The sequence below is a fragment of the Glycomyces sp. NPDC046736 genome, assembly GCF_040645615.1.
In the GTDB taxonomy this organism is placed as follows: Bacteria; Actinomycetota; Actinomycetes; order Mycobacteriales; family Micromonosporaceae; genus Glycomyces.
The window spans coordinates 190,179-214,361 of record NZ_JBEYYO010000003.1 but is presented as its reverse complement, the minus strand read 5'-3'; the positions used below and the strand labels follow the sequence as shown (position 1 = coordinate 214,361).

20 protein-coding genes and 2 pseudogenes are annotated in these 24,183 nt (G+C 68.6%); 15 read left to right on the top strand and 7 right to left on the bottom strand.

The genetic code is table 11. From position 1 onward, the window contains the following. Nucleotides 1-81: 81 nt before the first annotated feature. A complete protein-coding gene (locus AB0B28_RS04705) occupies nucleotides 82-1,539 on the bottom strand; it encodes an ATP-binding protein (protein WP_360116934.1) in 1,458 nt (485 codons plus the stop codon). A gap of 73 nt (nucleotides 1,540-1,612) precedes the next feature. Then, a complete protein-coding gene (locus AB0B28_RS04700; protein WP_360116481.1) occupies nucleotides 1,613-2,647 on the bottom strand; it encodes a LacI family DNA-binding transcriptional regulator in 1,035 nt (344 codons plus the stop codon). 227 nt (nucleotides 2,648-2,874) lie between these two features. Between AB0B28_RS04700 and AB0B28_RS04695 the strand changes: the two genes are divergently transcribed. From AB0B28_RS04695 to AB0B28_RS04645, 11 genes and pseudogenes are all read left to right on the top strand, one after another. Next, nucleotides 2,875-4,170, top strand: coding sequence for an extracellular solute-binding protein (locus AB0B28_RS04695; protein WP_360116478.1), 1,296 nt, complete (start codon nucleotides 2,875-2,877; stop codon nucleotides 4,168-4,170). Nucleotides 4,171-4,238: 68 nt separating this feature from the next. After that, on the top strand, nucleotides 4,239-5,084 hold the full coding sequence (locus AB0B28_RS04690) for a sugar ABC transporter permease (protein WP_360116931.1): 846 nt from the start codon (nucleotides 4,239-4,241) through the stop codon (nucleotides 5,082-5,084). Next, entirely contained in the window at nucleotides 5,081-5,914 is an 834-nt protein-coding gene (locus AB0B28_RS04685; RefSeq protein WP_360116475.1) for a carbohydrate ABC transporter permease, read from the top strand. Before AB0B28_RS04690 ends, AB0B28_RS04685 begins: the two co-directional genes overlap by 4 nt. Before the next feature lie 17 nt (nucleotides 5,915-5,931). Further along, complete coding sequence (locus AB0B28_RS04680; protein WP_360116472.1) at nucleotides 5,932-8,304, top strand: glycoside hydrolase family 3 N-terminal domain-containing protein; 2,373 nt, start codon at nucleotides 5,932-5,934, stop codon at nucleotides 8,302-8,304. A 20-nt stretch (nucleotides 8,305-8,324) separates the two neighbouring features. After that, on the top strand, nucleotides 8,325-9,497 hold the full coding sequence (xylA, locus tag AB0B28_RS04675) for a xylose isomerase (RefSeq protein ID WP_360116469.1): 1,173 nt from the start codon (nucleotides 8,325-8,327) through the stop codon (nucleotides 9,495-9,497). Nucleotides 9,498-9,649: 152 nt separating this feature from the next. Next, nucleotides 9,650-10,009 carry a type II toxin-antitoxin system prevent-host-death family antitoxin gene (locus AB0B28_RS04670; protein ID WP_360116466.1) on the top strand — a complete coding sequence of 120 codons (360 nt, stop codon included), beginning with the start codon at nucleotides 9,650-9,652 and terminating at the stop codon, nucleotides 10,007-10,009. Continuing rightward, on the top strand, nucleotides 10,006-10,425 hold the full coding sequence (locus AB0B28_RS04665; protein ID WP_360116463.1) for a type II toxin-antitoxin system VapC family toxin: 420 nt from the start codon (nucleotides 10,006-10,008) through the stop codon (nucleotides 10,423-10,425). Before AB0B28_RS04670 ends, AB0B28_RS04665 begins: the two co-directional genes overlap by 4 nt. A 164-nt stretch (nucleotides 10,426-10,589) precedes the next feature. After that, nucleotides 10,590-11,450, top strand: coding sequence for a hypothetical protein (locus AB0B28_RS04660; protein ID WP_360116460.1), 861 nt, complete (start codon nucleotides 10,590-10,592; stop codon nucleotides 11,448-11,450). A gap of 15 nt (nucleotides 11,451-11,465) precedes the next feature. Beyond that, the gene (locus AB0B28_RS04655; protein ID WP_360116457.1) at nucleotides 11,466-11,702 is read left to right on the top strand and encodes a hypothetical protein; all 237 of its coding nucleotides are present in this window, start codon (nucleotides 11,466-11,468) and stop codon (nucleotides 11,700-11,702) included. Between the two features lie 167 nt (nucleotides 11,703-11,869). Beyond that, nucleotides 11,870-13,054: an endo-1,4-beta-xylanase gene (locus tag AB0B28_RS04650; protein WP_360116454.1), complete on the top strand. Its 1,185-nt coding sequence runs from the start codon at nucleotides 11,870-11,872 to the stop codon at nucleotides 13,052-13,054. Nucleotides 13,055-13,136: 82 nt separating this feature from the next. After that, nucleotides 13,137-13,925 (top strand): annotated as a pseudogene (locus tag AB0B28_RS04645) (serine/threonine-protein kinase); the annotation flags it as partial. A 963-nt stretch (nucleotides 13,926-14,888) separates the two neighbouring features. Here the strand turns inward: AB0B28_RS04645 and AB0B28_RS04640 are convergent. Beyond that, on the bottom strand, nucleotides 14,889-16,331 hold the full coding sequence (locus tag AB0B28_RS04640) for a sulfotransferase (protein WP_360116451.1): 1,443 nt from the start codon (nucleotides 16,329-16,331) through the stop codon (nucleotides 14,889-14,891). A gap of 328 nt (nucleotides 16,332-16,659) precedes the next feature. Further along, entirely contained in the window at nucleotides 16,660-17,124 is a 465-nt protein-coding gene (locus AB0B28_RS04635) for a nuclear transport factor 2 family protein (protein WP_360116448.1), read from the bottom strand. Nucleotides 17,125-17,219: 95 nt separating this feature from the next. Between AB0B28_RS04635 and AB0B28_RS04630 the strand changes: the two genes are divergently transcribed. Next, nucleotides 17,220-17,717: a MarR family winged helix-turn-helix transcriptional regulator gene (locus tag AB0B28_RS04630; protein WP_360116445.1), complete on the top strand. Its 498-nt coding sequence runs from the start codon at nucleotides 17,220-17,222 to the stop codon at nucleotides 17,715-17,717. A 19-nt stretch (nucleotides 17,718-17,736) separates the two neighbouring features. Here AB0B28_RS04630 and AB0B28_RS04625 read toward each other — a convergent pair whose 3' ends face one another. Beyond that, the gene (locus tag AB0B28_RS04625; RefSeq protein ID WP_360116442.1) at nucleotides 17,737-19,143 is read right to left on the bottom strand and encodes an aldehyde dehydrogenase family protein; all 1,407 of its coding nucleotides are present in this window, start codon (nucleotides 19,141-19,143) and stop codon (nucleotides 17,737-17,739) included. Nucleotides 19,144-19,291: 148 nt separating this feature from the next. On the opposite strand from AB0B28_RS04625, the gene AB0B28_RS04620 reads away from it, so the two are divergent. Further along, nucleotides 19,292-20,389 (top strand): ionic transporter y4hA, encoded by a 1,098-nt coding sequence (locus tag AB0B28_RS04620; RefSeq protein ID WP_360116439.1) that lies wholly within the window; start codon nucleotides 19,292-19,294, stop codon nucleotides 20,387-20,389. Nucleotides 20,390-20,395: 6 nt separating this feature from the next. Here AB0B28_RS04620 and AB0B28_RS04615 read toward each other — a convergent pair. Next, nucleotides 20,396-21,160: pseudogene (locus AB0B28_RS04615) on the bottom strand (TSUP family transporter); the annotation flags it as partial. Between the two features lie 101 nt (nucleotides 21,161-21,261). Between AB0B28_RS04615 and AB0B28_RS04610 the strand changes: the two are divergent. Then, nucleotides 21,262-21,861, top strand: coding sequence for a helix-turn-helix domain-containing protein (locus tag AB0B28_RS04610; RefSeq protein WP_360116436.1), 600 nt, complete (start codon nucleotides 21,262-21,264; stop codon nucleotides 21,859-21,861). 202 nt (nucleotides 21,862-22,063) lie between these two features. On the opposite strand, the gene AB0B28_RS04605 is transcribed toward AB0B28_RS04610, so the two are convergent. Further along, nucleotides 22,064-23,530, bottom strand: a complete 1,467-nt coding sequence (locus tag AB0B28_RS04605) for a catalase (RefSeq protein WP_360116433.1) — start codon at nucleotides 23,528-23,530, stop codon at nucleotides 22,064-22,066. 167 nt (nucleotides 23,531-23,697) lie between these two features. On the opposite strand from AB0B28_RS04605, the gene AB0B28_RS04600 reads away from it, so the two are divergent. Continuing rightward, nucleotides 23,698-24,114, top strand: coding sequence for a Fur family transcriptional regulator (locus tag AB0B28_RS04600; protein WP_360116430.1), 417 nt, complete (start codon nucleotides 23,698-23,700; stop codon nucleotides 24,112-24,114). Nucleotides 24,115-24,183 lie beyond the last annotated feature (69 nt).

Genomic DNA, 24,183 nt, shown 5'->3' with positions numbered 1-24,183 from the left:
CTCCCCAATGGACGAAGCCGCCGCCCGATCCCCAGGCGGCGGCTTCGCCGTGCCTAGCGCGGCGGCCTTTCGAGGTACCGCCTACCGTCCGTAGAGCCGCGGCAGGTCGACCAGCACCACGTCCTCGCGTCGCAAGGAACGCAACGAAGGTGCGAACTCCGATCCGCTGAACAGCGCCAATCTGGTGCGGCTGGTGTCGTACCGCCGCGACAGCAGACCGCGGATGTGTTCGAGCCGTTCGAGATGCGCCAGTCCCACCGTCTCGTTCAGTTTGGCCTCGCCGATGGCGAGCAGCCGCTCGCCGCCCCCGTCGCCGGTGGTGAAGACCGCGACGTCGACCTCGTGGGCGGTCCGGTTCCCCGGATCGTTGACCGTGCCGCTCGCGACCCGGTCGGCGAAACCGCCGAAGTCCTCCTCCTCGGCGAAGTGCCGCGCCCACTCGCGGCAGACCTGCTCGAAGCGCGGGCCGAGCACCTGGCTGGAGAACCTCGGCTGCGCACGGGCCCAGAGCCGTTCAGGATCGCGGCCCCGCTCCCAATCGGTCCAGCTCGGCCGCAGCACCGCCTGGTGGAACGCGATGAGCGGCTCGTTCACCCGGTAGACGGTGCGGTTCTGGCGGAACGCGTCGGTCTCGCGGCGCAGCAGGCCCGCGTCTTCGAGCACGTGCAGCGGATGCGCGACGTCGCCCGCCTTGCGGCCCACGAATCCGCCTATCCCGCCGGTCGTGGCGTTGCCGGCGGTCACCGCGGCGAGAACGGAGTGGTACAGGCCCGGATCGCGGATGTCGGACTCCTCGCTCAGCAGATAGCGGGCCTCCCTGAACAGAGGGCTGGCCGGATTCAGCGGATGCCGCAGCATCCAGGCGTCGAAATCGCCGAGCGAGGCGGGCGCGTCGTCGGCGGTGAACTGCCGCCGGTAGGCGGGCGTGCCGCCGACCACCGAGTTGACCTTGAACGCGAGCAGTGGATCGTCGATGCCCCAGAAGTCGGCGGCGAGCCGGTAGTCGAGGGTCGGGACGACCAGTTCGAGTCCCGCCCGTCCCCGCAGCGGCGCATTGCCCGCCAGAAGCCCGCCCATGAACGACATCGCCGAGCCGCACAGCAGCAGCCGCGTCCGCGAGGAGGTGAACTCGGGCCGCCGCGGCGCGAGCGCGGCCTGGATGATCGAGGGCAGCTGCGGGCTGGCCCTGACCAGGTAGGGGAATTCGTCGATGACCACCGAGACCTCGCGGTCCGCGCCGATCGCGAGCAGCGCGTCGATCGCCTGCCGCCAGTCCTCGAACGCCACCGGCAGCGGCGACCGGGCGAAGGCGCCGACCGCCGCGGCGAACGAACGCAGCGATTCGGCCTCGGAAGCCTGCTCGGCGGCGATGAAGAGACCGCCGGTCACCTCGCTGAGCGCTTCGAGCAGGAAGGTCTTGCCCTGACGGCGCCGCCCGGAGACGACCCCCAGCGTCGCGCTCGACTGCCCGCTGCCCACGAAGCGGCCGAGCGCCGACCACTCGCGCTCGCGGTCGAACATGTCGGGCGGCTTCGGCAGCTCCATCGGGTCCCCAAGAAGTTGAAGTACAGTTCAACTAACTATAGTTCAACTAGGTCGCCGAGGGGGCGCGTCAGCGCGGCGGCGCGGTCGATTCCCTGATGACCAGGCTCGTGGCCAGCTGCACGTGGTGCGAGTCGGGCACGCGGCCTTCGGCCAGTTCGAGTGCGGTGCGCGCGGCGACGCGGCCCATCTGGCGCAGCGGTTGGCGGACCGTGGTCAGCGGCGGGTCGGTCCAGGCCGCTGAGTAGGTGTCGTCGAAGCCCACCAGGCTCAGGTCCTCGGGCACCCGCAGGCCACGCGAGCGGGCCTCGCGCAGCACCCCGAGGGCCATCGTGTCGTTGGCCGCGAAGATCGCGGTGGGCGGCTCGTCCAGGCTCAGCAGCGCCCTGGCCGCCTCCCCGCCCGAGGCCGCGTCGTAGTGGCCGGTGGCGGTCAGCGCCGAGTCGGCGTGGATCCCGGCGGCCTCCAGCGCCTCCCGGTAGCCGTGCAGGCGCTCGCGCCCGAACACCGAGCCGTTCGGGCCCCCGATGTAGCCGATCCGCCTGTGCCCCAAGTCGATGAGGTGCCGGGTGGCCTGCACGCCCCCGGCCCAGTTGGTCGCGCCCACGCTGGTGACGCGGTCGTCGAGCGGGTTCACCGGGTCGATCACGACCAGCGGCAGTCCGAGGCTCTCGCAGGTCTCGATCTCGGCCCCGGTGAGCTCGGAGGTCACCACGATGAGCCCCACGTGGCCCCGCGCGGCGATGTCCCTGATCCGGGCCTCGCCCATCGAGCGCGCGTTCGGGGTCTCCTCGGTGGCGACCACCCCGGTGACCACGTCGACGTCGAACGCGGCGGCCCCCTCGATCACCCCGTCGAGGACGTACAGCGAGTACATGTCGAGGATGTGGTCGAACACGACGTTGATCGAGCCCTTGCCCTGCGGCTCCCTCGGCCCGGTGCTCGGCATGTAGCCCAGCTCCTCGATCGCCTTGCGCACCAGGCGCCTGGTCTCGTCGGAGACCCCGGGGCGGCCGTTGAGCACTTTGGACGCGGTGGCCTTGGACACGCCCGCGCGCTCGGCCACGGCCGCGAGCGTCGCGCGTGGATTGGCCGTTCTGCTCATCGCTGCACCTCGTCTTCGCTGGAGCCGCCAGTCTAACCAGTTTACGAAACAGATTCCGCCCCAGGTGCCTCCCTACACCCGTATACGCAGGCGTGGGCGCGGAACTTTACCCATCTGTAACTTGACGCACTCGCGAGAGCGGCGTAGGTTCGAAACACTGAGAAACCAGTGCGAAACTGTTTCTATACTTCCGGTCCCTCGACCGGACTTCTGAAAGGATTCCAGCAATGGAGCTCGGAACTCGCCGCCGCTCGGTCCTGGCGCTCGGCGCCGCAGTCCCCGTCGTGGCCGCCCTCGGCGCCTGCGGCAACAAGCCCGGCGCGGGCGCCGACGGCGCCACCGCGTGGGGGCTCACCGGAGGCGCCGAAGAGGCCATGCGGGCCTCCTTCGAGGCCTGGAACGAGGCCAACCCGGACAACGAGATCACCGCGGAGTACTTCGCCAACGACGCGTACAAGGAGAAGATCCGCACCGCGGTCGGCTCCGGCAACGCCCCCACCCTGATCTTCGGCTGGGCCGGGGCCACCCTGGCCGACTACGTCGCCAACGACCAGGTCGCCGACATCACCGAGTCCACCGCCGCCCTCACCGACCGGCTCCTGCCCTCGGTGGCCGAGGTCGGGATGGTCGACGGGAAGGTCTACGCCGTCCCGAACAACCAGTCCCAGCCGGTGGTGCTCTACCACAACAACGACGTGCTCGAAGCCGCCGGAACCTCGATCCCCACCACCTGGACCGAGCTGCTCGCCGCCGTGGAAGCGCTCAAGGCCGCAGACGTCACGCCGATCGCCCTCGCGGGCCAGAGCGTGTGGCCCGAGCTGATGTGGATCTCCTACCTGGCCGACCGCGTCGGCGGCGAGGCCGCGTTCCAGCGCGTCCTCGACGGCGAAGCGGGCGCCTGGTCACACCCGGACATGGTCCGCGCCGCCCAGATGATCACCGAGCTGGTCGACGCCGGGGCCTTCGGCGACGGGTTCGCCTCCGTCGTCGCCGACGCCGGGGCCGACCACGCCCTGGTCTCGACCGGCAAGGCCGGCATGATCCTCCAGGGCTCGTGGATCTACCCCGAGTTCCTCACCAACGCACCGGATCTCGTCGCCAGCGGGGGCCTCAGGTTCTCCACGTTCCCGGTCGTCGAGGACGGCGCGGGCGACCCGTCGAACATCGTCGGCAACCCGGCCAACTACTGGTCGGTCTCGGCGTCGGGCTCCGAGGACGACCAGGCCACCGCCGCCGACTACCTCTCCGAGGCCGTCTACGACGACGAGCACCTGGCCTCCCTGTTCGCGATCGGCGCGGTGCCGCCGGTGGCCGGGCTCGAAGACCTCATCGCCGAGCAGGACGACCCCGAGTTCCTCGACTTCACCTACGGCATGGTCCGCGACGCGGCCCACTTCGAACTGTCCTGGGACCAGGCGATCCCCGCCGCCCAGGCGCAGGAGCTGCTCAACAACCTCAGCCGGCTGTTCCTCGGCGAGCTGAGCGCCGAGGAGTTCGCCGCGGCGATGGACGCCACGCTGTGAGCGTCGCCGCCACCGTTCGCCGGGGTGCGCGCCGTCGCGGCGCGCGCCCGGGCGGGCCCTCCCGCTGGATGGCCGCGCCCGCGCTGATCCTGTTCGGGGTCTTCGCGATCGTGCCGCTGTTCGGCGTCGCCGCGCTGTCGCTGGTCCACTGGGACGGGCTCGGGGCGATCACGTGGGCCGGGTTCGACAACTGGACGGCGGCCGCCGCCGACCCGGTGTCGCGGGGCGCGCTGTGGCTCACCGTGAAGCTCACCGTCCTCTGTGTCGTGTTCCAGGCCCCGGTGAGCCTCCTGCTCGGCGTGTTCCTCGCCGGACGGCAGAAGTACCGGGCATTGCTCGGCACGCTGTTCTTCGTACCGCTGCTGTTCTCCTCCGCGGCCGTGGCGATCACGTTCACCGCGCTGCTCGACCCGAACTTCGGCGCGGGCTCGGCGCTGGACCTGCCGCTGCTGGCCCAGAACTGGCTCGGCGACCCCGACCTCGCGCTCTACGTGGTGGTCTTCGTGATCGCGTGGTGCTTCGTGCCGTTCCACACCCTGCTCTACCAGGCCGGGACCCGGCAGATCCCCAAGGAGCTGTACGAGGCCTCGCGCATGGACGGCGCGGGCCCGACGCAGCAGTTCTTCCGGATCACGCTGCCGATGCTCAAGTACACGATCGTCACTTCCACGACGCTCATGACCGTCGGCTCGCTGACCTATTTCGACCTGATCTTCGTTCTCACCGGCGGCGGACCCGGCAACGCGACCCGCGTCCTGCCACTGGACATGTACCTCACCGGGTTCCGCTCCTACGACATGGGCCGCGCCAGCGTCCTCGCGCTCGTCCTGGTCGTGGTCGGCCTCGCGGTCTCGCTGGGCCTCAACCGGCTCACCGGTTCGAGCCGCATGGAAAGCCAGTCGGAGGGCTCATGACCAAGCAGCAGAGCGAACATCGACCCAACGTCCTCGGCGCGGCCTTCGCCTGGCTCTGGCTGGCGATCATTATCGTGCCGATCTACTACATCTTCGTCACGAGCCTGCGCCCGCGCGAGGACTACTACGCCGAGAACCCGCTGGCCTGGCCCGGCAGTCCGAGCCTCGGCGCGTACCAACGCGTGCTGGAGAACGACTTCCTGCGGTTCTTCCTCAACAGCGTCGTAGTGACCGCCTCGGCGGTCGCGGTCACCCTCGCGGTGTCCATCATGGCCGCATACGTGGTGGTCCGCCGCCGGGACCGCTTCGGCGCCAACCTGTTCCGCGTGGCCCTGCTCGGGATCGCGATCCCGATCCAGGCCGCGATCATCCCCGTGTACTACCTCATCGTCCAACTCGGACTGTACGACACGCTCGCCGCGCTGATCCTCCCGTCGATCGCGTTCGCCATCCCGCTGACGCTCTTGATCCTGACGAACTTCCTGCGCGAGATCCCCGAGTCGCTGTACGAGTCCATGCGCATGGACGGCGCGACCGAGTGGAAGATCCTGCTGCGCCTGGTGGTCCCGCTCTCGCGGCCCGCGCTCGCCACCGTGGGCGTGTACCAGGCCCTCCAGGTGTGGAACGGGTTCCTGTTCCCGCTGGTGCTGACCCAGAGCGCCGAGACGCGGGTGCTCCCGTTGTCGCTGTGGAGCTTCCAGGGGCAGTTCGGGGTGGACGTGCCCGCGGTCCTGGCCGCGGTGGTCCTGTCGGTGCTGCCGATGCTCGCCGCGTACATCCTCGCCCGCCGCCAGCTCGTCTCCGGCCTGACCGCCGGTTTCGGGAAGTAACGAGAGAAGGCTCATCAATGGTCGAATCCTGGCAGGACCCGAAGGCGCCCATCGCGGCCCGGGTCGAAGCCCTGCTCGCCGAGCTCACGGTCGAGGAGAAGCTGGCCCAGCTGGGCAGCTTCTGGCCCGCGCGCGACGAGGACGAGGGCGACGGCGAGGTCGCGCCGATGGAGGACGCCATGGACGGCGGCCCGGCGACCCTCGAAGCGGCCTCGGCGCACGGCCTGGGCCACCTGACCCGGGCGTTCGGGACCCAGCCGGTCCACGCCGCCGAAGGCGCTGCGGCCCTTGAGAAGGCGCAGCGCGAGATCGCCTCGCGCAGCCGCTTCGGGATCCCCGCGATCGCCCATGAGGAGTGCCTGACCGGGTTCACCACGCTCGGGGCCACGGTCTACCCGACCTCGCTGGCGTGGGCCGCGACGTTCGCGCCCGACCTGGTCGAGCGCATGGCCGCGCGCATCGGGGCCGACATGCGCGCCGTCGGGGTCCACCAGGGGCTCTCCCCGGTGATGGACGTGGTGCGCGACTACCGTTGGGGCCGCGTCGAAGAGACGATGGGCGAGGACCCGTACCTGGTGGGCCTGACCGGGGCCGCGTACGTGCGCGGCCTCGAAGCGGCCGGGATCGTGGCCACGCTGAAGCACTTCGCCGGGTACTCGGCCTCGCGGGCGGCGCGCAACCACGCGCCGGTCCCGATGGGCCCCAGGGAGTTCGCCGACGTGATCCTCCCGCCGTTCGAAATGGCCCTGCGCCTTGGCGGGGCGCGCTCGGTGATGAACTCCTATTCGGACGTGGACGGTGTGCCCGCCGCGGCCGACCGGCACCTGCTCACCGAGCTGCTGCGCGAGCAGTGGGGGTTCACCGGGACCGTGGTCTCGGACTATTGGGCGATTCCGTTCCTGGACACGATGCACCGCGTGACCGCGACCCGTGTCGACTCCGGCGCGGCGGCGCTCACGGCGGGCATCGACGTGGAACTGCCGACGACGGACGCGTACGCGCGCCTGGCGGACAAGATCGCCGCTGGCGAGTTCGACGAGGCCATTGTGGATACTGCGGTGCGGCGGGTCCTGACGCAGAAGGCCGAACTGGGCCTCCTCGACGCCGAACCCGACCTGGCCGCTCCGAACCCGGACGTGGACCTCGACAGCCCCGAGAACCGAGCCCTCGCGGCCGAGATCGCCGAGAAGTCGGTGGTCCTGCTCGACAACGACGGTTTGCTTCCGTTGTGGCCCAACACGCAAGGCGGCGGAACGACCTCCGGCGAAGACGCGGACGGGCTCGACTCGTCCTCCTCTGGCGGCAAACTGGCCCTCATCGGCCCGACCGCCGACAACGCCCGCACCTTCCTCGGCTGCTACTCCTTCCCCAACCACGTGCTCTCCCGCTTCGAATCGCGCGGCACCGGCATTCCGATCGCCACGCTCCGAGAGGCCCTGAGCGCCGAATGGCCCGACGCCGAGGTGTCCTACGAGCAGGGCGTGCCGATCCGCGAGCTCGACCGCTCCGGCATCCCCGCCGCCGTGGCCGCTGCCGCCGCAGCCGAGGTCTGCGTGCTCGCCGTCGGCGACCTCGCGAGCCTGTTCGGGCGCGGCACCTCCGGAGAAGGCTGCGACGCACCGGATCTCGCGCTCCCGGGCGCGCAGACCGAGCTCGTCGAGGCCGTCCTCGCCACCGGCACCCCCACGATCCTGGTCGTGGTCTCGGGCCGACCTTACGCGCTCGGCGACTACGCCGACCGCTGCGCGGCCGTCGTCCAGGCGTTCCTGCCCGGCGAGGAGGGCGGCGCCGCCATCGCAGGTGTCCTTTCTGGACGAATTAACCCGAGCGGCCACCTCCCCGTGGGCGTCCCGCGCACCCCGGGCGGCCAGCCCGGCACCTACCTCGCCCCGCCGCTGGGCCAGTACAGCGAAGGCGTCTCGAACATCGACCCCAGGCCGCTCTACCCGTTCGGCCACGGCCGCTCCTACACCGAGTTCGCCTACAGCGCAATCGAACTGAGCGCGACCGCCATCCCCAACGACGGCGAGGTCGACATCGCGGTCACGGTCACCAACACCGGCGACCGCCACGGCGAGGACGTCGTCCAGCTCTACCTCACCGACGAGGTCGCCCAGGTGACCCGCCCGGTGCGCGAACTCGCGGGCTTCACCCGCGTCGCGCTCGAACCCGGTGCGTCCCAGCGAATCACGTTCACCCTCCACGCCGACCGCACGTCCTTCACCGGCCGTGACGGCACCCGAGTGGTCGAACCCGGCGCCTTCACGGTCGCCGTGGGCCACTCCAGCACCGACCTGCCGCTCCAGGGCAGGTTCACGATCGAGGGCGCCCTCCGCACCGTCGAAGGCGCGCGAGTCATGACCACAGGCGTCCGAAGCGCCGAGAACTGAAGCAGGAAAGGAACAAGCACATGAGCAGCGAATACACGCCCACTCCGGAAGACAAGTTCTCGTTTGGGATTTGGACGGTGGGTTGGGCGGCGCAGGATGTGTTCGGGTCGGCGACGCGGGCGCCGATGAGTGCGGATCGTGCGGTGCGTGAGCTGGCGGCGATCGGCGCGTACGGCGTGAACTTCCACGACAATGACGTGTTCGACTTCGACGACACGGAAGCCGAACGCGACGCGAAGATCGGGGCGTTCCGGAAAGCCCTGGATGAGACGGGTCTGAAGGTCACGACCGCGACGACGAATCTCTTCAGCCACCCGATCTTCAAAGACGGCGGGTTCACCGCGAACGACCGGGACGTGCGCCGGTTCGCCATCAGCAAGGTGATGCGGAACATCGACCTGGCTGCCGAGTTGGGTGCTGAGGTGTATGTCGCGTGGGGTGGCCGTGAAGGCGCCGAGTCGGGTGGGTCGAAGGATGTCCAGTCGGCGATGGCCAGGATGAAGGAAGCGTTCGATGTCCTGGGCGAGTATGTCGTCTCGCAGGGGTATGACCTGCGGTTCGCGATCGAGCCGAAGCCGAACGAACCCAGAGGCAACATTCTCCTGCCGACGCTCGGGCACGCGTTGGCGTTCATCAACGAACTCGAACGCCCGGAGTTGGTGGGGATTAACCCCGAGATCGGGCATGAGGAGATGGCCGGGCTCGACTACGCGGCCGGGATCCGGCAAGCGCTGTGGCACGGGAAGCTCTACCACATCGACTTGAACGGCCAGACCGGTCCGCGGTATGACCAGGACCTCAGGTTCGGTGCCGGGAATGTCGGCGGGGCGTTCTGGACCGTGGATGCGGTCGAAGAGGGCATCGCGAAGGGCCAATACACGGGGCCGATCCACTTCGATTTCAAGCCCCCGCGCACCGAAGACGATCGGGGCGTGTGGGTGTCGGCGGCGGCGTGTATGCGCAACTACCTGATCCTCAGGGACAAGGTCAAAGCGTTCCGGGCCGACCCCGAGGTGCAGGCAGCGCTGAAGGCCGCAAGGGTCGACCAGCTCGCGGTCCCGACCCTGGCCGAGGGTGAAACCTGGTCGGATGTCAAGGACCTTGAGGTCGACGTCGCGGCCCTGGCGGCGAAGGGTATGGCGTTCGAGGCCCTGGACCAACTCGCCCTCGAACACCTCTACGGCGTCCGTTAAACGAAAAGCGGCACACGGCAAGGGGAGGGTCCCGGAGCTTCGCTCCGGGACCCCCGCTTGCCGCTGACGTGTTTCCGGTTACGGCGCAGGCGAATACGGCGTGTTGTGAATAGTCCCAGTCCCAAGGCAGTCATGCTCGTAGCATGGTTGTCATGGAATCCGATCGAACCGCCGAGCACACAAGTGCCGCTGACGAGGCGCCCGAACGCATCAGCGTTCAGGAATTGCAGCGCCACACCTCTGAAGTGCTCGAACGTGTCGCCAGCGGCGAGAGCGGCCAGATCCTCATCACTAAACATGGGCATGTCGTCGCTCGCATTCTCCCGCCCGATCCTGCTGAAGAACAGACCAACGCGGCGATAGCGGCGGGGATTCTCGACCCGCGCGCGTTGACGCAGCCGTACTCGAACCGGCAGATGCTCCTCGACTTTCCTCCCGAGTCGCGAAGCGTCGGAGGCGCTTCGCTCTCCGATGCGCTCACGGCGCTGCGGGAGGATGAGGGCGAGCGATGATCCGCTGGACCTACTTCGACACCAGCGCAGCGGTCAAGCTCTTCCTGAAGAAGGAGGAGCACGCCGAGGACCTCGATCAGTGGCTGGCCGCGCACGCCGAAGGCCGACCCGTCACCTCCGACCTAACTCGTACCGAACTGCGACGCGCGCTTTTGGCCGCCAATGCCGACGAACAGGCGTGGCAGGACGCCGAACACTGGCTCGGCAACACTGCCCTGATCAGACTCACACCGAGTTTGTGCGATGCCGCCGGGAGACTCGTCAACGAATCGGGTCTGCGGTCGCTCGATGCGCTGCACCTCGCCGCGGCCTTGGAGATCAATGCCGCGATGGAAGCGTTCGTCGCCTACGACCGGCGGCTGCTCTCGGCAGCCGAGGGATATGAGCTCCCGGTCGCAAGTCCCGGCGCAGACTGACCGGTTAGCGCCGAACTGGACATGGAATCGGGCCTGGAGCAGAAGCTCTGGGCCTGTTTTATTTCGTACAAATCGGGCAAATTGTGCCGTGTTTTGGTTCACTGTCGGAAAGGTGACAGTGTCGTTCCCCGGAAGTCGATTCGTGTATCCATAGCCTCATGCGTGTGGTGACATACCAACACGAAATTCCGTTGCGCCTCTTGCAGGCCAATCCGAAACTCGCTACCGAGCTGTATTGCGGCCTGCTCGGCGAGCGGCTTCCCGAGTACACCGACATCCTGGCGGGCTCCGAAGCCCTGACCCGTTGCGACAGGCCGCTTGAGCGCAACTGCGACAACCTCGAAGTGTTCCTGTCCGGGAAGGACCCGGTCTTCGCGCTCATCTTCGAAGTCCAACGCGCCGAGGATCCCGAGAAGCTCTACTCCTGGCCCGACTACCTCATCTCGGCGCGGACGCGCCTGCGCTGCCCGGTGGCGCTCGTCGTCATCTGCCCGGACGAGAAGACCGCCCGCTGGGTCCGCCACGGCGTGGACACCGGCCACCCGGGCTTCGTCCTGATCCCACTCGTCATCGGCCCCGACCAGATCCCGGTCATCACCGATCCCGAGCGGGCTCGCGAGTCGGTCGAGATGACGATCTACTCTCTGCTCGCCCACGGCGAGGGCCGACACGGCGAGGAAATCATGCGCGCCTACTACGCCGCGGTGCCGAATCTCGACCAAAATAAGCAGGACAAGTACACTCGATTTGCACTCAATGCGCTTTCAGAGGAGGCGCGCCAGCGACTGGAGGCAATCATCATGTCAGACGAAACCTCATTCGGCAGCAACCTCCTCGACCGCATCGAAGCAAAAGGTGAGGCAAGAGGCGAGCGCAAGTCACTGTTGGCGGTTCTCGAGGCCCGGGGGATTCCGGTGGACGAGTCGACCCGTGCACGGATCGATACCTGCGATGAAACCGAGCAGATCGTGGCGTGGCTGGTTCGCGCCGCCAGTGCTGACAGCATCACTGAAGTCTTCGACTAGGAGCGTCCGAGCATCATGTCAGATCAGAAATCGTTTGGTGGCAACCTTCTCGACCGCGTTGAGGCCAAAGGCTGGGTGGACGGCTGGTCCAGGGGTGAGCGCAATGCGCTGATGCTGGTCCTCAAGGCCCGGGGATTCACGGTGGACGAGCCGACCCGCGCGCGGATCGAGATCTGCGATGAGTCCGGGCAGCTCCAGTTCTGGCTGGTCCGTGCAGTCAGCGCGGACAGCATCGCCGAGGTCTTCAGGTAGGGCCTCGTGAGTTTGGTCGGGCCTGGAGCGTTCGCTTCGGGCTCGATCGTTTCATCCTCGGGCACCCCTCTCCCCGTGGCGCAATTGCACCGACCCCGATGAAAGGCACTCCTCAAATGTCCGCAGATCTTGACCGTGTCATCCGTGCGCATCGCGCCTCCGATGCCGTGCTTTCGCTTACCGCCGCAGGCGAATCGCTTGCTGGGCGGGAGGTCCGCATCGAGCAGGTTCGGCACAAGTTCCTGTTCGGCTGCACCGGCTTCGAATTCGAGGCCTACGCCAACGGGGACTCGACCGACCCCGACCGGGACGAGCGCCTCGCCGCCCGCTGGGACGGCCTGTTCAACTTCGCGACCCTGCCCTTCTACTGGGGCCGTTTCGAACCCGAGCGCGGCAACCCCGCCACCGAGCGGCTGCTGCGCACCGCCAGGTGGTTCGCCGAGCGCGGACACCCCGTCAAAGGCCACCCGCTCGCCTGGCACACCGTCACCGCGGACTGGCTGCTCGACCTCGACAACGCCGACATCGCCGCCGCGCAGGTCGCGCGGATCGAGCGCGAGGTCTCCGGATTCGCGGGCGTCATCGACATGTGGGACGTCATCAACGAGGTCGTGATCATGCCGATCTTCGACAAGTACGACAACGGCATCACCCGCCTGTGCCGCGACATCGGGCGCATCCCCATGGTGCGCATGGTCTTCGACGCCGCCCGCGAGGCGAACCCGAACGCGGTGCTGCTGCTCAACGACTTCGACATGTCCGCCGCCTACGAATGCCTCATCGAAGGCGTCCTCGAAGCCGGGATCAGGATCGACGCGCTCGGCCTGCAAAGCCATATGCACCAGGGCTACTGGGGCGAGGAGAAGACCCTCGCGATCCTCGACCGCTTCGCCCGCTACGGCCTCCCGATCCACTTCACCGAGACCACGATCGTGTCCGGCGAGATCATGCCCGCCGAGATCGTCGACCTCAACGACCACCAGGTCGACTCCTGGCCCACCACCCCCGAAGGCGAAGCACGCCAAGCCGACGAGATCGAACGCCACTACCGGACCCTGCTCTCCCACCCTTCCGTGGAGGCGGCCACCTACTGGGGCATGTCCGACGGCGGCTGGCTCGGCGCCCCCGGCGGGTTCCTCCGCGCCGACGGCACCCCGAAACCCTCCTTTGATCGCCTCCACGCCCTCGTCAACGAGGAGTGGGGCACCGACGAAACCACGATCGCCGACGACGCTGGACGCGTGCGCTTCAACGGTTTCCACGGCGACTACCGCGTCACCTGCGAAGGGCGGACCGCAGGTTTCACGCTCGACGGCCCCGGAGAGGCAATTCTCAGCGTCGACCTCTCCTGAGGGTTGTGGGCCGCGGTCATGATGGAGTCGTGACGGATGGTCCTAGTGTTGCGAGTCGGCAGGGACCGAAGGGAGCCGCAGCATGAGACCTCTCCGTGCAGAGGAGCCGAGGGAGATCGGGCCGTATCGCGTGCTCGCCGAGATCGGCGAGGGCGGGATGGGCCGGGTGCTGCTCGCGACCGCAGCCGACGGGAAGCTGGTCGCGCTCAAGGTCATGCGCCCGCACCTGCTGCACGACTCGCAGTTCCACGTCAGGTTCCGCCGGGAGGTTCTCACCTCCCGCGAGGTCGCCGCGAGCCGGTGGACGGCCGCCGTGGTCGCCTCCGACGAGAACGCCCCCGAACCCTGGCTCGCCTCGGAGTTCTTCCACGGGCCCACGCTCGCCGAGGCCGTGGCCGCGAACGGACCCCTCGACGAGGCCGCCGCGCGCCGCCTCATGCACGGCCTGGCCTCCGCGCTCGCCGAGATCCACTCCTACGGCGTGGTGCACCGCGACCTCAAACCGTCCAATGTGATCCTCACCGAGGACGGGGTGCGGCTCATCGACTTCGGCATCGCCCGTGCCCCTGCGGCCGGGGGCGAATCGAGCACCATCACCGAGACCGGCGCGCTCGTCGGCGCCCCCGCGTACATGTCGCCCGAGCAGATCACCGGCCGCGAGGTCGGACCGCCCTCGGACCTGTTCTCGCTGGCCGCCACCGTGATCACCGCCTGCACCGGCACGAACCCCTTCGACGCCGAAGCGCTGTTCGAGATCATGAACCGCGTCGTCAACAACGAGCCCGACCTCACCGCCGTCCCCGAAGGCCTGCGCCCCTTGGTGGAGCAGTGCCTGCGCAAGGACCCCGCGCAGCGGATCTCCGCGGTCGACCTCGTGGCCCGCATCGGCGAGCCGCTCGCCGGCCCCTGGCCGCCCGCCGTGGCCGCGGTCGAGGAGCGCCAGCGGGCCGAGGTCGCCGACCTGGCCCGCGCGGTGGGGTGGAGCACGATGGTGCGCCCCGACCGGACCGTGGTCGCCTACGGCCCCGGCCTCGTCGCGGCCGAGGGCCCGGCCCCCGACACGGTGGCCTACCCGGGCGCGAGCCCCTACCAGGCCAGCCCCGCCTACGCGCCGTACTCGCCCGTGCCCGTCTCGGGCCCCGCAGGTGCTCCCGGTCCCTACGGCCCGCCCGGCTACGGCCCGCCGGGCCCCTACGCGCAGATGCCGGGCGGTGTGCTTCCGCCTGCGCCGCAGAAGGACCGGACGGGCCTGTTCGTGGGTATCGGGGTCGCGGTGGTGGTGCTCATCGCCGGGGTGCTTCTCGCGGTGAACATGGGCGGCGGCGATGACGACAAGAAGGAGGCCGGCGACGACAGCACCGGCTCGTCGGAGTCGGCGGACTGGGATGACGACGACTACACGTCCACTGAGGAGGTCGAGCCGGACCCGATCGCCGAAGCGGTCGTGGGCGACTGCTTCTTCAACTACGGCACCGAGACCACGCCCGACCTCGAAGAGTCCTGGGGCTGCGACGACGGCAGCTTCGAGGTGGTGGACCTCTACCCGGGCTCCTCGGATCTGTCCTCTTGCGACTCGGTCACGCTCGCCGACCTCGCCGTGTCCTACCCGGCGGGCGACCTGGTGCTGTGCCTGAGTTATCAGCATCCGCTCGGGGACGCCTATCACGCGCAGCCCGGCGAGTGCGTGTTCGGCCCGGCCGAGGACGACTCGCCGTGGTGGGTGACCGACTGCCAGACAGGGGCGTTCAGGGTCCTGGAGCGGCTGCCGGGCGTGACCGACTCGGGTGCCTGCACCGAGGACACGTACTACAACCACTACATGGGGTACACCACTTCAGAGTCCTATCTGGACGTGATGCTGTGCATGTCGTTCATCTACCCCGACGACGCGGGCTACGCCACGATGGACAACTGCCTCTACATGGACGGCGATCCGGAGTCGGACGACACGACGTACACGTTCGCCGACTGCGCCGACTCGAACATCTACGTGACCGGCCGGACCGACGAGGCCTGGGCGTCCTCGTTCTGCGGCAACCACGGCTGGAACACCTGGGAGTCCTACGACTTCCCGATCCACTCGTACACGATCTGCTGGCAGTACCTCTAAAGCGTCGTCGAACGCCGCTTCGACCTCGCCCGCGCTGAGGCCGTACCGCTCCAGCGAGTACTGGTGGGCGCTCTCGCGACCGGCGGGGCCGATGAGGTCGTTGAGCCCGGCCTGGTCCTCGTAGGCCCAGGCCGCGCCGAGGCGCTCGTAGACCTGCGGGACGAAGCGGTGGGGGTCGGAGACGAGCCGGTGGTAGCTGACGTCGACTACCGCGCTCTCGGGCAGGGCTCTGCGGTGCTTGCGCCCGCGCGCGATGGCGTCGGCGAGGATGCCCAGCCAGGTCCGGCCGATCCATTTGGGGTCGATCGCCTTGCAGTGCAGCGTGGTCAGGGCTTCGGCGAGGGAGCAGAACGAGGCGAGCGCGGTGGCGGGGTCGCGGTGCATCCACACGAAGCTCGCCTGCGGGAACACCTGGCGGATGACGTCGAGATGGGCCACGTGCCCGGGGAAGCGCAGGATCCAGCGCTTGCGCGGTCGTCCATATTGGAGTACCTGGAGTACTTGCCGAAGATACGTGTAGTCGTCGATCGGGTCTGTCTGTTCGAGCCAGGTCCGGTACTCCTGCATCGGAGCGCACGCGAGCGGGAGATAGGTGCGCCACATGACGGCCGAGGACTCGCCGGGTTGCTCGGCATGCACGGGCTGGATCGAATCGTATGCGGGCGAGAGCCGCCTGAGGGCCTCGGAGCGGCGGGCGACGGCCTCGCGGGCCCGGTCGGCGCTGAGCGGGTCGTGGTCCAGCCCGGTGCGCTGGAGCTCCCACAGGAGCGGGCCCCGATGGCCTTCGGTGCGCGAGAGCAGCCGGTGCACCAGAGCGGTCGCGGTGCGCGGGAGGCCCACGATGAACACGGGCCGGTCCACCGGCTCGGCGGCCACTAGAGGGTTGTTGGCGTGGATCCACTTGACGCGCAAGCGGTTCTCATAGCGCAGTTCGGCGTCTTCGAGGCGGAGGTTCCAACCGACGGGGGTGAGGTCGGGGACGCGAGCGAGGCATTGGAGGAGGAAGCCGAGTTCGGCACTGAACGCGTTGTCGTCGGTGTCGGGCTCGATGTCGGCCGCCGCCGCGATCTCCTCCGCACTGGTGCGCCAGTTCGCCAGGGCCCGTTCGGGATCGCGCCGGGCCCTGGTGGTGCGGCCGAGCGCCGCATTGAGCACCATTCGTCGCATGCAGGGGTCCTCACGGCGCGATGTCCCTGAAGGGACGGAAATGTGACTGCTAAGAGGCACAATATAACCGACGGGAGCCTATCATGTACAGACCCGGTCGCATTCACCGAAACCTCCCGTTAACAATTCCTAGTCCTGAGTGGACACAACAAAACTCAGAGGACGGTGAATTCTGTTGGGAGCGTGAGTATCTGGACCCGGGTGGCCCTGGCATAGCGCGCGCAAGTCGTTTGCTACGCTCATGCCAAGCTTGTCTTCGAGGGGTATGGGCCCTGGTCGGCGGAAACGTCGGCCAGGGCCCGTTTTGCGTCTTTCGCCTTCCGGCGCTTCAGGACCGGTCCGCCGAGGCGACCACGGCCGCGATGTCGGCCCGCGCCACGGATTCGGTCAGCGTGGCGGGGGCGATCTCCAGACTGCTGAAGCGCCAACCGTTCTCGGTGTGGCGGGCCTCGTACCGGGCGGTTCCGGCCGCGAACGACACGTTCGCGTCGTCGACGACGAACACGGCCAGGTCGTTGATCCGCACCGAGGCGGTGTCGCCGTCGAGGTCGATGACGAGGTTGGACTTGAAGTGGACGGTCCGCTCGAACCTGTCGTGGCCGCGCCTCACGAGCGCGAGCAGTTCGTCGAAGCCGTGCGCCTCGCCGCGCGGGGAGCGCGTGGTCACGTCGGGAGTGAAGATCTGGTCGGTCTCGTCCCAGCGGCCCTCGTCGATCCAGCGGCCGTGGCGGGCCACGAGGTCGGTCAGCTCGGCGCGGTCGGCGAGCTCGCGGAGCAGGTGTTCGGTGGTCATGACGGTCTCCTTCATGTCGTTAGTGAAACTAACGTTTATATCGCTAACGAATCTACATCGTTAGTCTCACTAACGCAAACGGGTAGGATGACCGCATGGAGACCACCGGTGAACTGCGGTTCGACTACGACGGCGAGGGCCCCGAGCGTCTGAGGCGCCAGATATCGCGCCTCGCGGGCATGACGAGCACCCTGATGAGCCGCACCGCCGCCGACGCGCTCGCCTCGATCGGGGCCCACAAGGCCCATTTCGTGGTCCTCGCCGTGCTCGACGAGACCGGCCCGGCCAGCCAGGCCGCCCTGGCCGACCGCACCCGCATCTTCCGCAGCGACCTCGTGGCCGTCCTCAACGACCTCGAAACGGGCGGCTGGATCACCCGCGCTCCCGACCCCGAAGACAAGCGCCGCAACGTCATCACCATCACCGAAGCGGGCCGGGGACGCCTCGCCGAGATCGACGCCGTGCTCGAAGGCGTCAACGAGCACATCCTCGCCCCGCTCGACGGGGGCGAACGCGCGCAGCTGTTCTCACTGCTGCGCCGCGTGGGCGCCCACCTCGCCGGGAGCCAGTTATCCTATATGATTCGGGCGTGAGTGCCCACTTCGCAGGGCATTACCGCAAGCGCCGCAGCACCTGCTCCTTCACCGCCGTGAACGGCGGGTACACCACCCGCAGCGTGTCCGGCGCGAGCGGCTTCTCCAGCACCGACTTCGCGTGGCTGAACGTCTCGATCGACGCCTTCCCGTGGTAGGCGCCCAGACCCGAGTGCCCGACCCCGCCGAACGGCAGCCCCGGCACGTCGATGTGCGCCATCGCCACGTTGAACCCCACCGCCCCCGACGAGGTGCGCGTCAAGAGCTTGCGCCGAGACAGGTCCGAACCGGTGAACGCGTACAGCGCCAAAGGCTTCTCCCGCTCGTTCACGAACGCGATCGCCTCGTCCAAGGTCTCCAGCGCCACGATCGGCAGCACCGGCCCGAACACCTCCTCGCCCATCACCGCGTCCTTCTCCGACACGTCCGCCAGCACCGTCGGCGCGATGTACCGCTCGTCGCGGTTGTGCCCGCCCCCGCACACCAGCCGTCCCTCGCCGAGGAACCGCGCCAGGCGCTCGAACGAGCGCTCGTCGATGATCCGCCCGTAATCCGGGCTCTCGGCCGGAGCGTGCCCGTACATCTCCCGCACCGCTTCGGCCAGCTCGCGCTCCAGCTCAGGGCCGGTGCCGCCGACGGCGATCACGTAGTCGGGCGCGATGCACGTCTGCCCGGCGTTCATGAACTTCGCCCACGCGATCCGCCGCGCCGCCGCGGCCAGGTCCGCGCCCGGCTCCACGATCGCCGGGCTCTTCCCGCCCAGCTCCAGCGTCACCGGGGTCAGGTGCTCGGCCGCCGCCTTCGCCACGATCTTCCCCACGCGCGGCGAACCGGTGAAGAAGATGTGGTCCACCCGCTCCTCCAACAGCGCCGCGGTCTGCGCCGGACCGCCCTGCACCACCGCCACCGCGTCCGGGTCCAGGTACTGCCTGATGAGCCGCCCCAGCACCACCGCCGTCGTGTTCGCCGCCTCGCTCGGCTTCACCATCACCGCGTTTCCGCAGGCCAGCGCCCCAGCCAGCGGCGCGAGCAGCAACTGCACCGGATAGTTGAACGGCCCGATCACCGTCACCAGCCCCAGGGGCTCGCGCAGGATGTAGGCGCGCGCGGGTTGCAGGTGCGGCGGCGTGTAGACCCGCTTGGGCCGCAGCCACGACCGCAGGTGCTTGCGCAGCGACCGCACTTCGGCGGCCACGAAGTCGATCTCGGAGAGGAACGATTCGGGCGCGGCCTTGCCCAGGTCGGCGCGCAGCGCGTCGGCCAGCTCGTCCCCGGCCTCCCGCAGCATCCGGTCCAGGCCCTTCAACTGCTCCAGCCGCCACGGGATCGGCTTGGTCCGGCCCGTCGCGAAATGGGCCCGCAGCCGGGCCGCCGTCTCGGGAATCGTCTCCGCCTCAGCCGCGGCCTCGCCGCTCGTGCTCGCCATCACACGACTCTATCCACTCCCGCGCACCCGTGCACGACACCCGCAACGGCCTCGAACAGGGCACAGGGGACAGCACGATTGTGTCACGTCACATTCCGCGGGTGTGGCCCCGGAGACACTGCGACCGCCTCGTGACAGGATTTCGCACATGAGTGCCGCGAAACGATCCCCGCTGTTGTCCTGGACCGTCATCGCACCGATCGTGGGCATGATCGTCCTCGCCGTGACGTGGGGAAGGCACTCGGGCCCGGTCATGGTCGCCATCGCGGCCGCCGCGCTCATCGCGACCGTGCTCGCTGCCGTCCACCACGCCGAGGTCGTGGCCCACCGCGTGGGCGAACCCTACGGCTCGCTCGTCCTGGCCGTCGCCGTCACCGTCATCGAGGTCGCGCTGATCCTCACCGTGATGGCCTCGGGCGGCCACGACGCCGAGACCCTGGCCCGGGACACCGTGTTCGCGGCCGTCATGATCACCACCAACGGCATCATCGGCATCGCGCTGCTCGTCGGCGCGCTCAAGTTCGGGTTCACGCACTTCAACCCCGAAGGCTCCGGCGCGGCCCTGGCCACCGTCGCGACCCTCGCGACCCTGTGCCTGGTCCTGCCGACCTTCACCACCAGCGAGATCGGCCCGGTGTTCTCCACCTCGCAGCTCATGTTCGCGGCGCTGGCCTCGATCGTGCTGTACGGCCTGTTCGTGTTCACCCAGACCGGCCGCCACCGCGACTTCTTCCTGCCGGTGACCTCGACCGGGGTCGTCAAGGAAGAGGAGCACGCCGACCCGCCCAGCGGCAAGACCGCGCTGCTGAGCCTTGCGATGCTCATGGTCGCGCTGGTCGGGGTGGTGGGCTTGGCGAAGGTCGAGTCCCCGGCGATCAAGGCGGGTGTGGACGCGGCGGGCTTCCCGGCCTCGTCGGTCGGTGTGGCGATCGCGCTGCTGGTGCTGCTGCCCGAGTCGATCGCGGCGGTGCGCGCGGCCGGTCGCGGGCGCCTCCAGACCTCGATCAATCTCGGGTACGGCTCGGCGATGGCCTCGATCGGTCTGACGATCCCGGCGATCGCGATCGCCTCGTTCTTCATGGACGGGCCGCTGCTGCTGGGCCTGGGCTCGACCCAGATCGTGTTGCTGGGCCTGACCTTGGTGGTGAGCGTCCTGACCGTGGTCCCCGGCCGTGCGACGCGCCTCCAGGGCGGGGTGCACCTGGCGCTCTTGGCCGCCTACCTGTTCTTGGCGATCAACCCGTAACCGGGCGCTCCACACGTCCCAGCCCAGGCGGGCCAGGAGCGCGACGACCACGATCACGAGCACGATCCGCACGAAGCGGGTGCCGCGCGCGATCGCGGTGCGCGCCCCGAACCATGCTCCGGCCATGCAGCACAGGCCCATGACCAGGCCCAGCAGCCACCAGATGTTGCCTTGGAGGCCGAAGACGACGAGCGCCCCGAAGTTGGTGGCGGCGTTGACGACCTTGGTGTGGGCGGCGGCCGAGACGTAGTCGAGGCCGAGGATCGTGGTGAAGGCGACCGAGAGGAAGATGCCGGTGCCGGGGCCGATCATGCCGTCGTAGAACGCGATCGCGATGCCGCACATGAGCATCACGGCCGCGCCGCGCAGCCCGGTCCGCAGTTGCGGCTGGGGGGTGAGGCCGAGTTGCGGCTTGGCCACCACGAGGACGAGCACCGCGAGCAGGACCGCGATGATGATCGGTTTGAGCGCTCCCGCCGAGACCGCGAGGGCGGCGATCGCTCCGGCTCCCGAGCCCAGGAGCGCGAGGCCGACGGTGGGCCACAGGAGCCGGTGGTCGAGTTTGATCTTGCGGGCGTAGGTGATCGCCGAGGTGGTGGTGCCGAAGACCGAGGCCATCTTGTTGGTGCCCAGCATCAGTGCCGGGGGCGCTGTGGGGAAGGCCACCAGGAGTGCGGGGAGTTGCACGAGTCCGCCGCCGCCGACGACCGCGTCGATCCATCCGGCGAAGATCGCCGCGGCGATGAGCAGCGCGAACAGGCCGGGGTCGATGTCGAAGGGCACCAGGCCAAGTTACTTGCCGCCCGGCTGGTCGACACGCCGATGAGGTGAGGAACACGTGGCGGTGCGTAATCGTCTGATATCAACAGGTCATGGACTTGACGAAGCCTATGACCCACTTGGTGAAACGCGGGTACGAGTATACGTTCGACCCCGATGAGCAGCAGCGCCGGAACCTGGAGGAGACGCTCGAAGCGGTTCGGGCCGTGTACAACTGGTCGTTGTCGGTGTTCCAGCGCGAATGGCGCGCGAAGGGGGAGAAGATCTCGTACGCGGAGATCTCGGCCCGTCTGACCAAGTGGAAGAACCAGCCCGCGAACCGGTGGGTCAAGGCCTATTCGTCCGTGCCGCTCCAGCAGATCGCACGGCAGTTGCACACCGAGTACCACGCGTTCCTCAACGGCCGCAGCCGCGAACCGGCCCCCAAGGAGCACGGCGACCAGGACCAGTTGGTGTACTCGCGGGCGGGCTACTACCTCAAGGGCCGCGAGGTCAAGTTGGCGAAGCACAAGGCCCCGTTGGACATCATGTGGGGCTTGGAGCGCCCCAGCCGCGACGACATCACCTCGATCACGGTGCTGCGAGAGGCTCCCGACCGCTGGAAGCTCTGGATCGTGGCCGAGGAGTTCGTGGAGGTCCCGCGCCAGAAGCCCCCCGAATGCGGCGAGTGCGGGCGGGTCCTGGAGGAGTAGGAGCCGCGCGAACGCGAACGGACCGGCCCCGCTGTGCGGGGCCGGTCCGTTGTCGCTCGCGGCCGGGAAAGCCCTTCAGACCCGGCCGCGAGTCGGCGCTCGTCGGTGTTCCTTCAGACAGGGGGCCGACGAGTGCCTTGGCCCGGTGCGGCGCGAACCCCGGCGGCTAAGTCGGGTCCGCGCCGCGCTCGGCGTCGGTGGGTCAGGCGCGCAGTTCGGCCACGGCGACCGCGAGGCGCTTGCCGTAGTCCTCGTCGGCCTTCGCGAAGTTGGCGATGGCGCGCTCGGCGATGTCGTCGCGGCTGACCTTGGCGATGAACCCGGCGAGGTTGGCGATCAGGCGCTCCTTCTCGTCCTCGCTCATGAGGCGGTAGAGGTACCCGGCCTGCACGTAGTCGTCGTCGAGCTCGTGCTTGGGCGTCTCCCACTCGCCGGTGGCACCGGTGACCTGGACCGGGGCCCACAGGGGCTGGCCGGACTGGTACGGGCCGCCGAAGGAGTTCGGCTCGTAGTTCTTCTGCCCGCCGTGGCGGCCGTCGTAGTAGTAGCCGTCGCGGTTGCCGTTGCGCGCCTCGGTGGCGTGCGGGCGGTTGACCGGCAGGTGGTCGGCGTTGGCGCCCACCCGGTAGCGGTGCGCGTCGCCGTAGGCGAACAGGCGGCCCTGGAGCATCTTGTCGGGGCTGGGCCCGATGCCCGGCACGAAGTGCGCGGGGGAGAAGATCGACTGCTCGACCTCGGCGAAGATGTTCTCCGGGTTGCGGTTGAGCTCCAGCTTGCCGATGGTGATGCGCGGGTAGTCCTCGTTGAGCCACACCTTGGTGAGGTCGAACGGGTTGAACTTGTAGGTCGCGGCCTCGGCGGCGGGCATGATCTGCACCTGGACGGTCCAGGACGGGAACTCGCCGCGTTCGATCGACTCGCGCAGGTCGCGCTGGTGGGAGTCGGGGTCGGTCCCGGCGAGGACGTCGGCCTCCTCGGAGGTCAGCGTCTTGATGCCCTGGTCGGTCTTGAAGTGGTACTTGACCCAGAACTGCTCGCCGGCCTCGTTGACCCACTGGTAGGTGTGGGAGCCGAAGCCGTCCATGTGGCGGTAGGACGCGGGGATGCCGCGGTCGCCGAACAGCCAGGTGACCTGGTGGGTGGACTCGGGGGACAGGCCCCAGAAGTCCCACACGTTGTCGGCCTCCTGCGAACCGGTGTACGGGTCCCTCTTCTGGGTGTGGATGAAGTCGGGGAACTTGATCGCGTCGCGGATGAAGAACACCGGGGTGTTGTTCCCGACGAGGTCGTAGTTGCCGTCCTCGGTGTAGAACTTGAGGGCGAAGCCGCGGGGGTCGCGCACCGCGTCGGCCGCGCCGAGGTTCCCGGCCACGGTGGAGAAGCGCAGGAAGGTCTCGGTCTCCTTGCCCACCTGGAGGAACTTCGCGCGGGTGTACGCGCTGACGTCGGCGGTCGCGGTGAACGTGCCGTAGGCGCCGGCGCCGCGGGCGTGGACGACCCGCTCGGGGATGCGCTCGCGGTTGAAGTGCGCCAGCTTCTCCAGGAGCACCTGGTCCTGGATGAGCAGGGGCCCGCCGACGCCGGCGGCCTCGCTCTGGTTGTTGTCGGACACGGGAGCGCCGGACTCGGTGGTCAGCGGCCCCGCGGTGTTGTCGAACTGCTCGCTCATGCTTCGGCCTTTCCTGGCATCTGCGGTTCCCGCTCGCGGAACCCTGGTACTCGACACGATCCTAGCTTAGACTCTGTCTAAACAAAGATCCAGTCCCGTGTAAGTGGTACCACGGTGTTTGTCCTGCTAGAGTGGTTTTTCACTCCCCGACCGCGTGAGAGAACAGCATGAGCGACCTCGTTACCCGCCTTCGCCGCCACAACTGGCGCATCACCCCGCAGCGCCGCGTCATCGCCGAGACCCTCGAAGGCTCCCACGTGCACTTCACCGCCGACGAGATCCTCGAACGCGCCTGCGAGCGCATGCCCGAACTCTCCCGCGCCACGGTCTACAACACCCTCAACGAGATGGTCGCCCTCGGCGAGGTCCTCGAACTCAACCTCGAAGGCCGCTCCAAACGCTACGACCCCAACGCCGACCACGAGCACCACCACCTCATCTGCGAAGGCTGCGGCCAGATGAAAGACGTGCACACCGTCGGCGACCCCCTCGACTGGCTCCCCGGCGACGAGCGGCACGGCTTCGCCGTCACGCGTGCGTCGGTCACCTACCGGGGCCTGTGCCCCGACTGTCGGGAGTCCTGACGGTCCACACCGGACCGGCTTCCTCGTCTTTACAGATCGCGTAGCGTCGACTAACGTTGGCGCCGGTGT

What these genes read in the sequence shown, in the direction of transcription:
- AB0B28_RS04640 (WP_360116451.1), bottom strand. Translation starts at nt 16,331, where the DNA reads ATGCGACGAATGGTGCTCAATGCGGCGCTCGGCCGCACCACCAGGGCC.
- AB0B28_RS04685 (WP_360116475.1), top strand. Translation starts at nt 5,081, where the DNA reads ATGACCAAGCAGCAGAGCGAACATCGACCCAACGTCCTCGGCGCGGCC.
- AB0B28_RS04695 (WP_360116478.1), top strand. Translation starts at nt 2,875, where the DNA reads ATGGAGCTCGGAACTCGCCGCCGCTCGGTCCTGGCGCTCGGCGCCGCA.
- AB0B28_RS04680 (WP_360116472.1), top strand. Translation starts at nt 5,932, where the DNA reads ATGGTCGAATCCTGGCAGGACCCGAAGGCGCCCATCGCGGCCCGGGTC.
- AB0B28_RS04700 (WP_360116481.1), bottom strand. Translation starts at nt 2,647, where the DNA reads ATGAGCAGAACGGCCAATCCACGCGCGACGCTCGCGGCCGTGGCCGAG.
- AB0B28_RS04605 (WP_360116433.1), bottom strand. Translation starts at nt 23,530, where the DNA reads ATGAGCGAGCAGTTCGACAACACCGCGGGGCCGCTGACCACCGAGTCC.
- AB0B28_RS04670 (WP_360116466.1), top strand. Translation starts at nt 9,650, where the DNA reads ATGGAATCCGATCGAACCGCCGAGCACACAAGTGCCGCTGACGAGGCG.
- AB0B28_RS04655 (WP_360116457.1), top strand. Translation starts at nt 11,466, where the DNA reads ATGTCAGATCAGAAATCGTTTGGTGGCAACCTTCTCGACCGCGTTGAG.
- AB0B28_RS04600 (WP_360116430.1), top strand. Translation starts at nt 23,698, where the DNA reads ATGAGCGACCTCGTTACCCGCCTTCGCCGCCACAACTGGCGCATCACC.
- AB0B28_RS04625 (WP_360116442.1), bottom strand. Translation starts at nt 19,143, where the DNA reads ATGGCGAGCACGAGCGGCGAGGCCGCGGCTGAGGCGGAGACGATTCCC.
- xylA (WP_360116469.1), top strand. Translation starts at nt 8,325, where the DNA reads ATGAGCAGCGAATACACGCCCACTCCGGAAGACAAGTTCTCGTTTGGG.
- AB0B28_RS04630 (WP_360116445.1), top strand. Translation starts at nt 17,220, where the DNA reads ATGGAGACCACCGGTGAACTGCGGTTCGACTACGACGGCGAGGGCCCC.
- AB0B28_RS04635 (WP_360116448.1), bottom strand. Translation starts at nt 17,124, where the DNA reads ATGACCACCGAACACCTGCTCCGCGAGCTCGCCGACCGCGCCGAGCTG.
- AB0B28_RS04620 (WP_360116439.1), top strand. Translation starts at nt 19,292, where the DNA reads ATGAGTGCCGCGAAACGATCCCCGCTGTTGTCCTGGACCGTCATCGCA.
- AB0B28_RS04610 (WP_360116436.1), top strand. Translation starts at nt 21,262, where the DNA reads ATGGACTTGACGAAGCCTATGACCCACTTGGTGAAACGCGGGTACGAG.
- AB0B28_RS04665 (WP_360116463.1), top strand. Translation starts at nt 10,006, where the DNA reads ATGATCCGCTGGACCTACTTCGACACCAGCGCAGCGGTCAAGCTCTTC.
- AB0B28_RS04690 (WP_360116931.1), top strand. Translation starts at nt 4,239, where the DNA reads ATGGCCGCGCCCGCGCTGATCCTGTTCGGGGTCTTCGCGATCGTGCCG.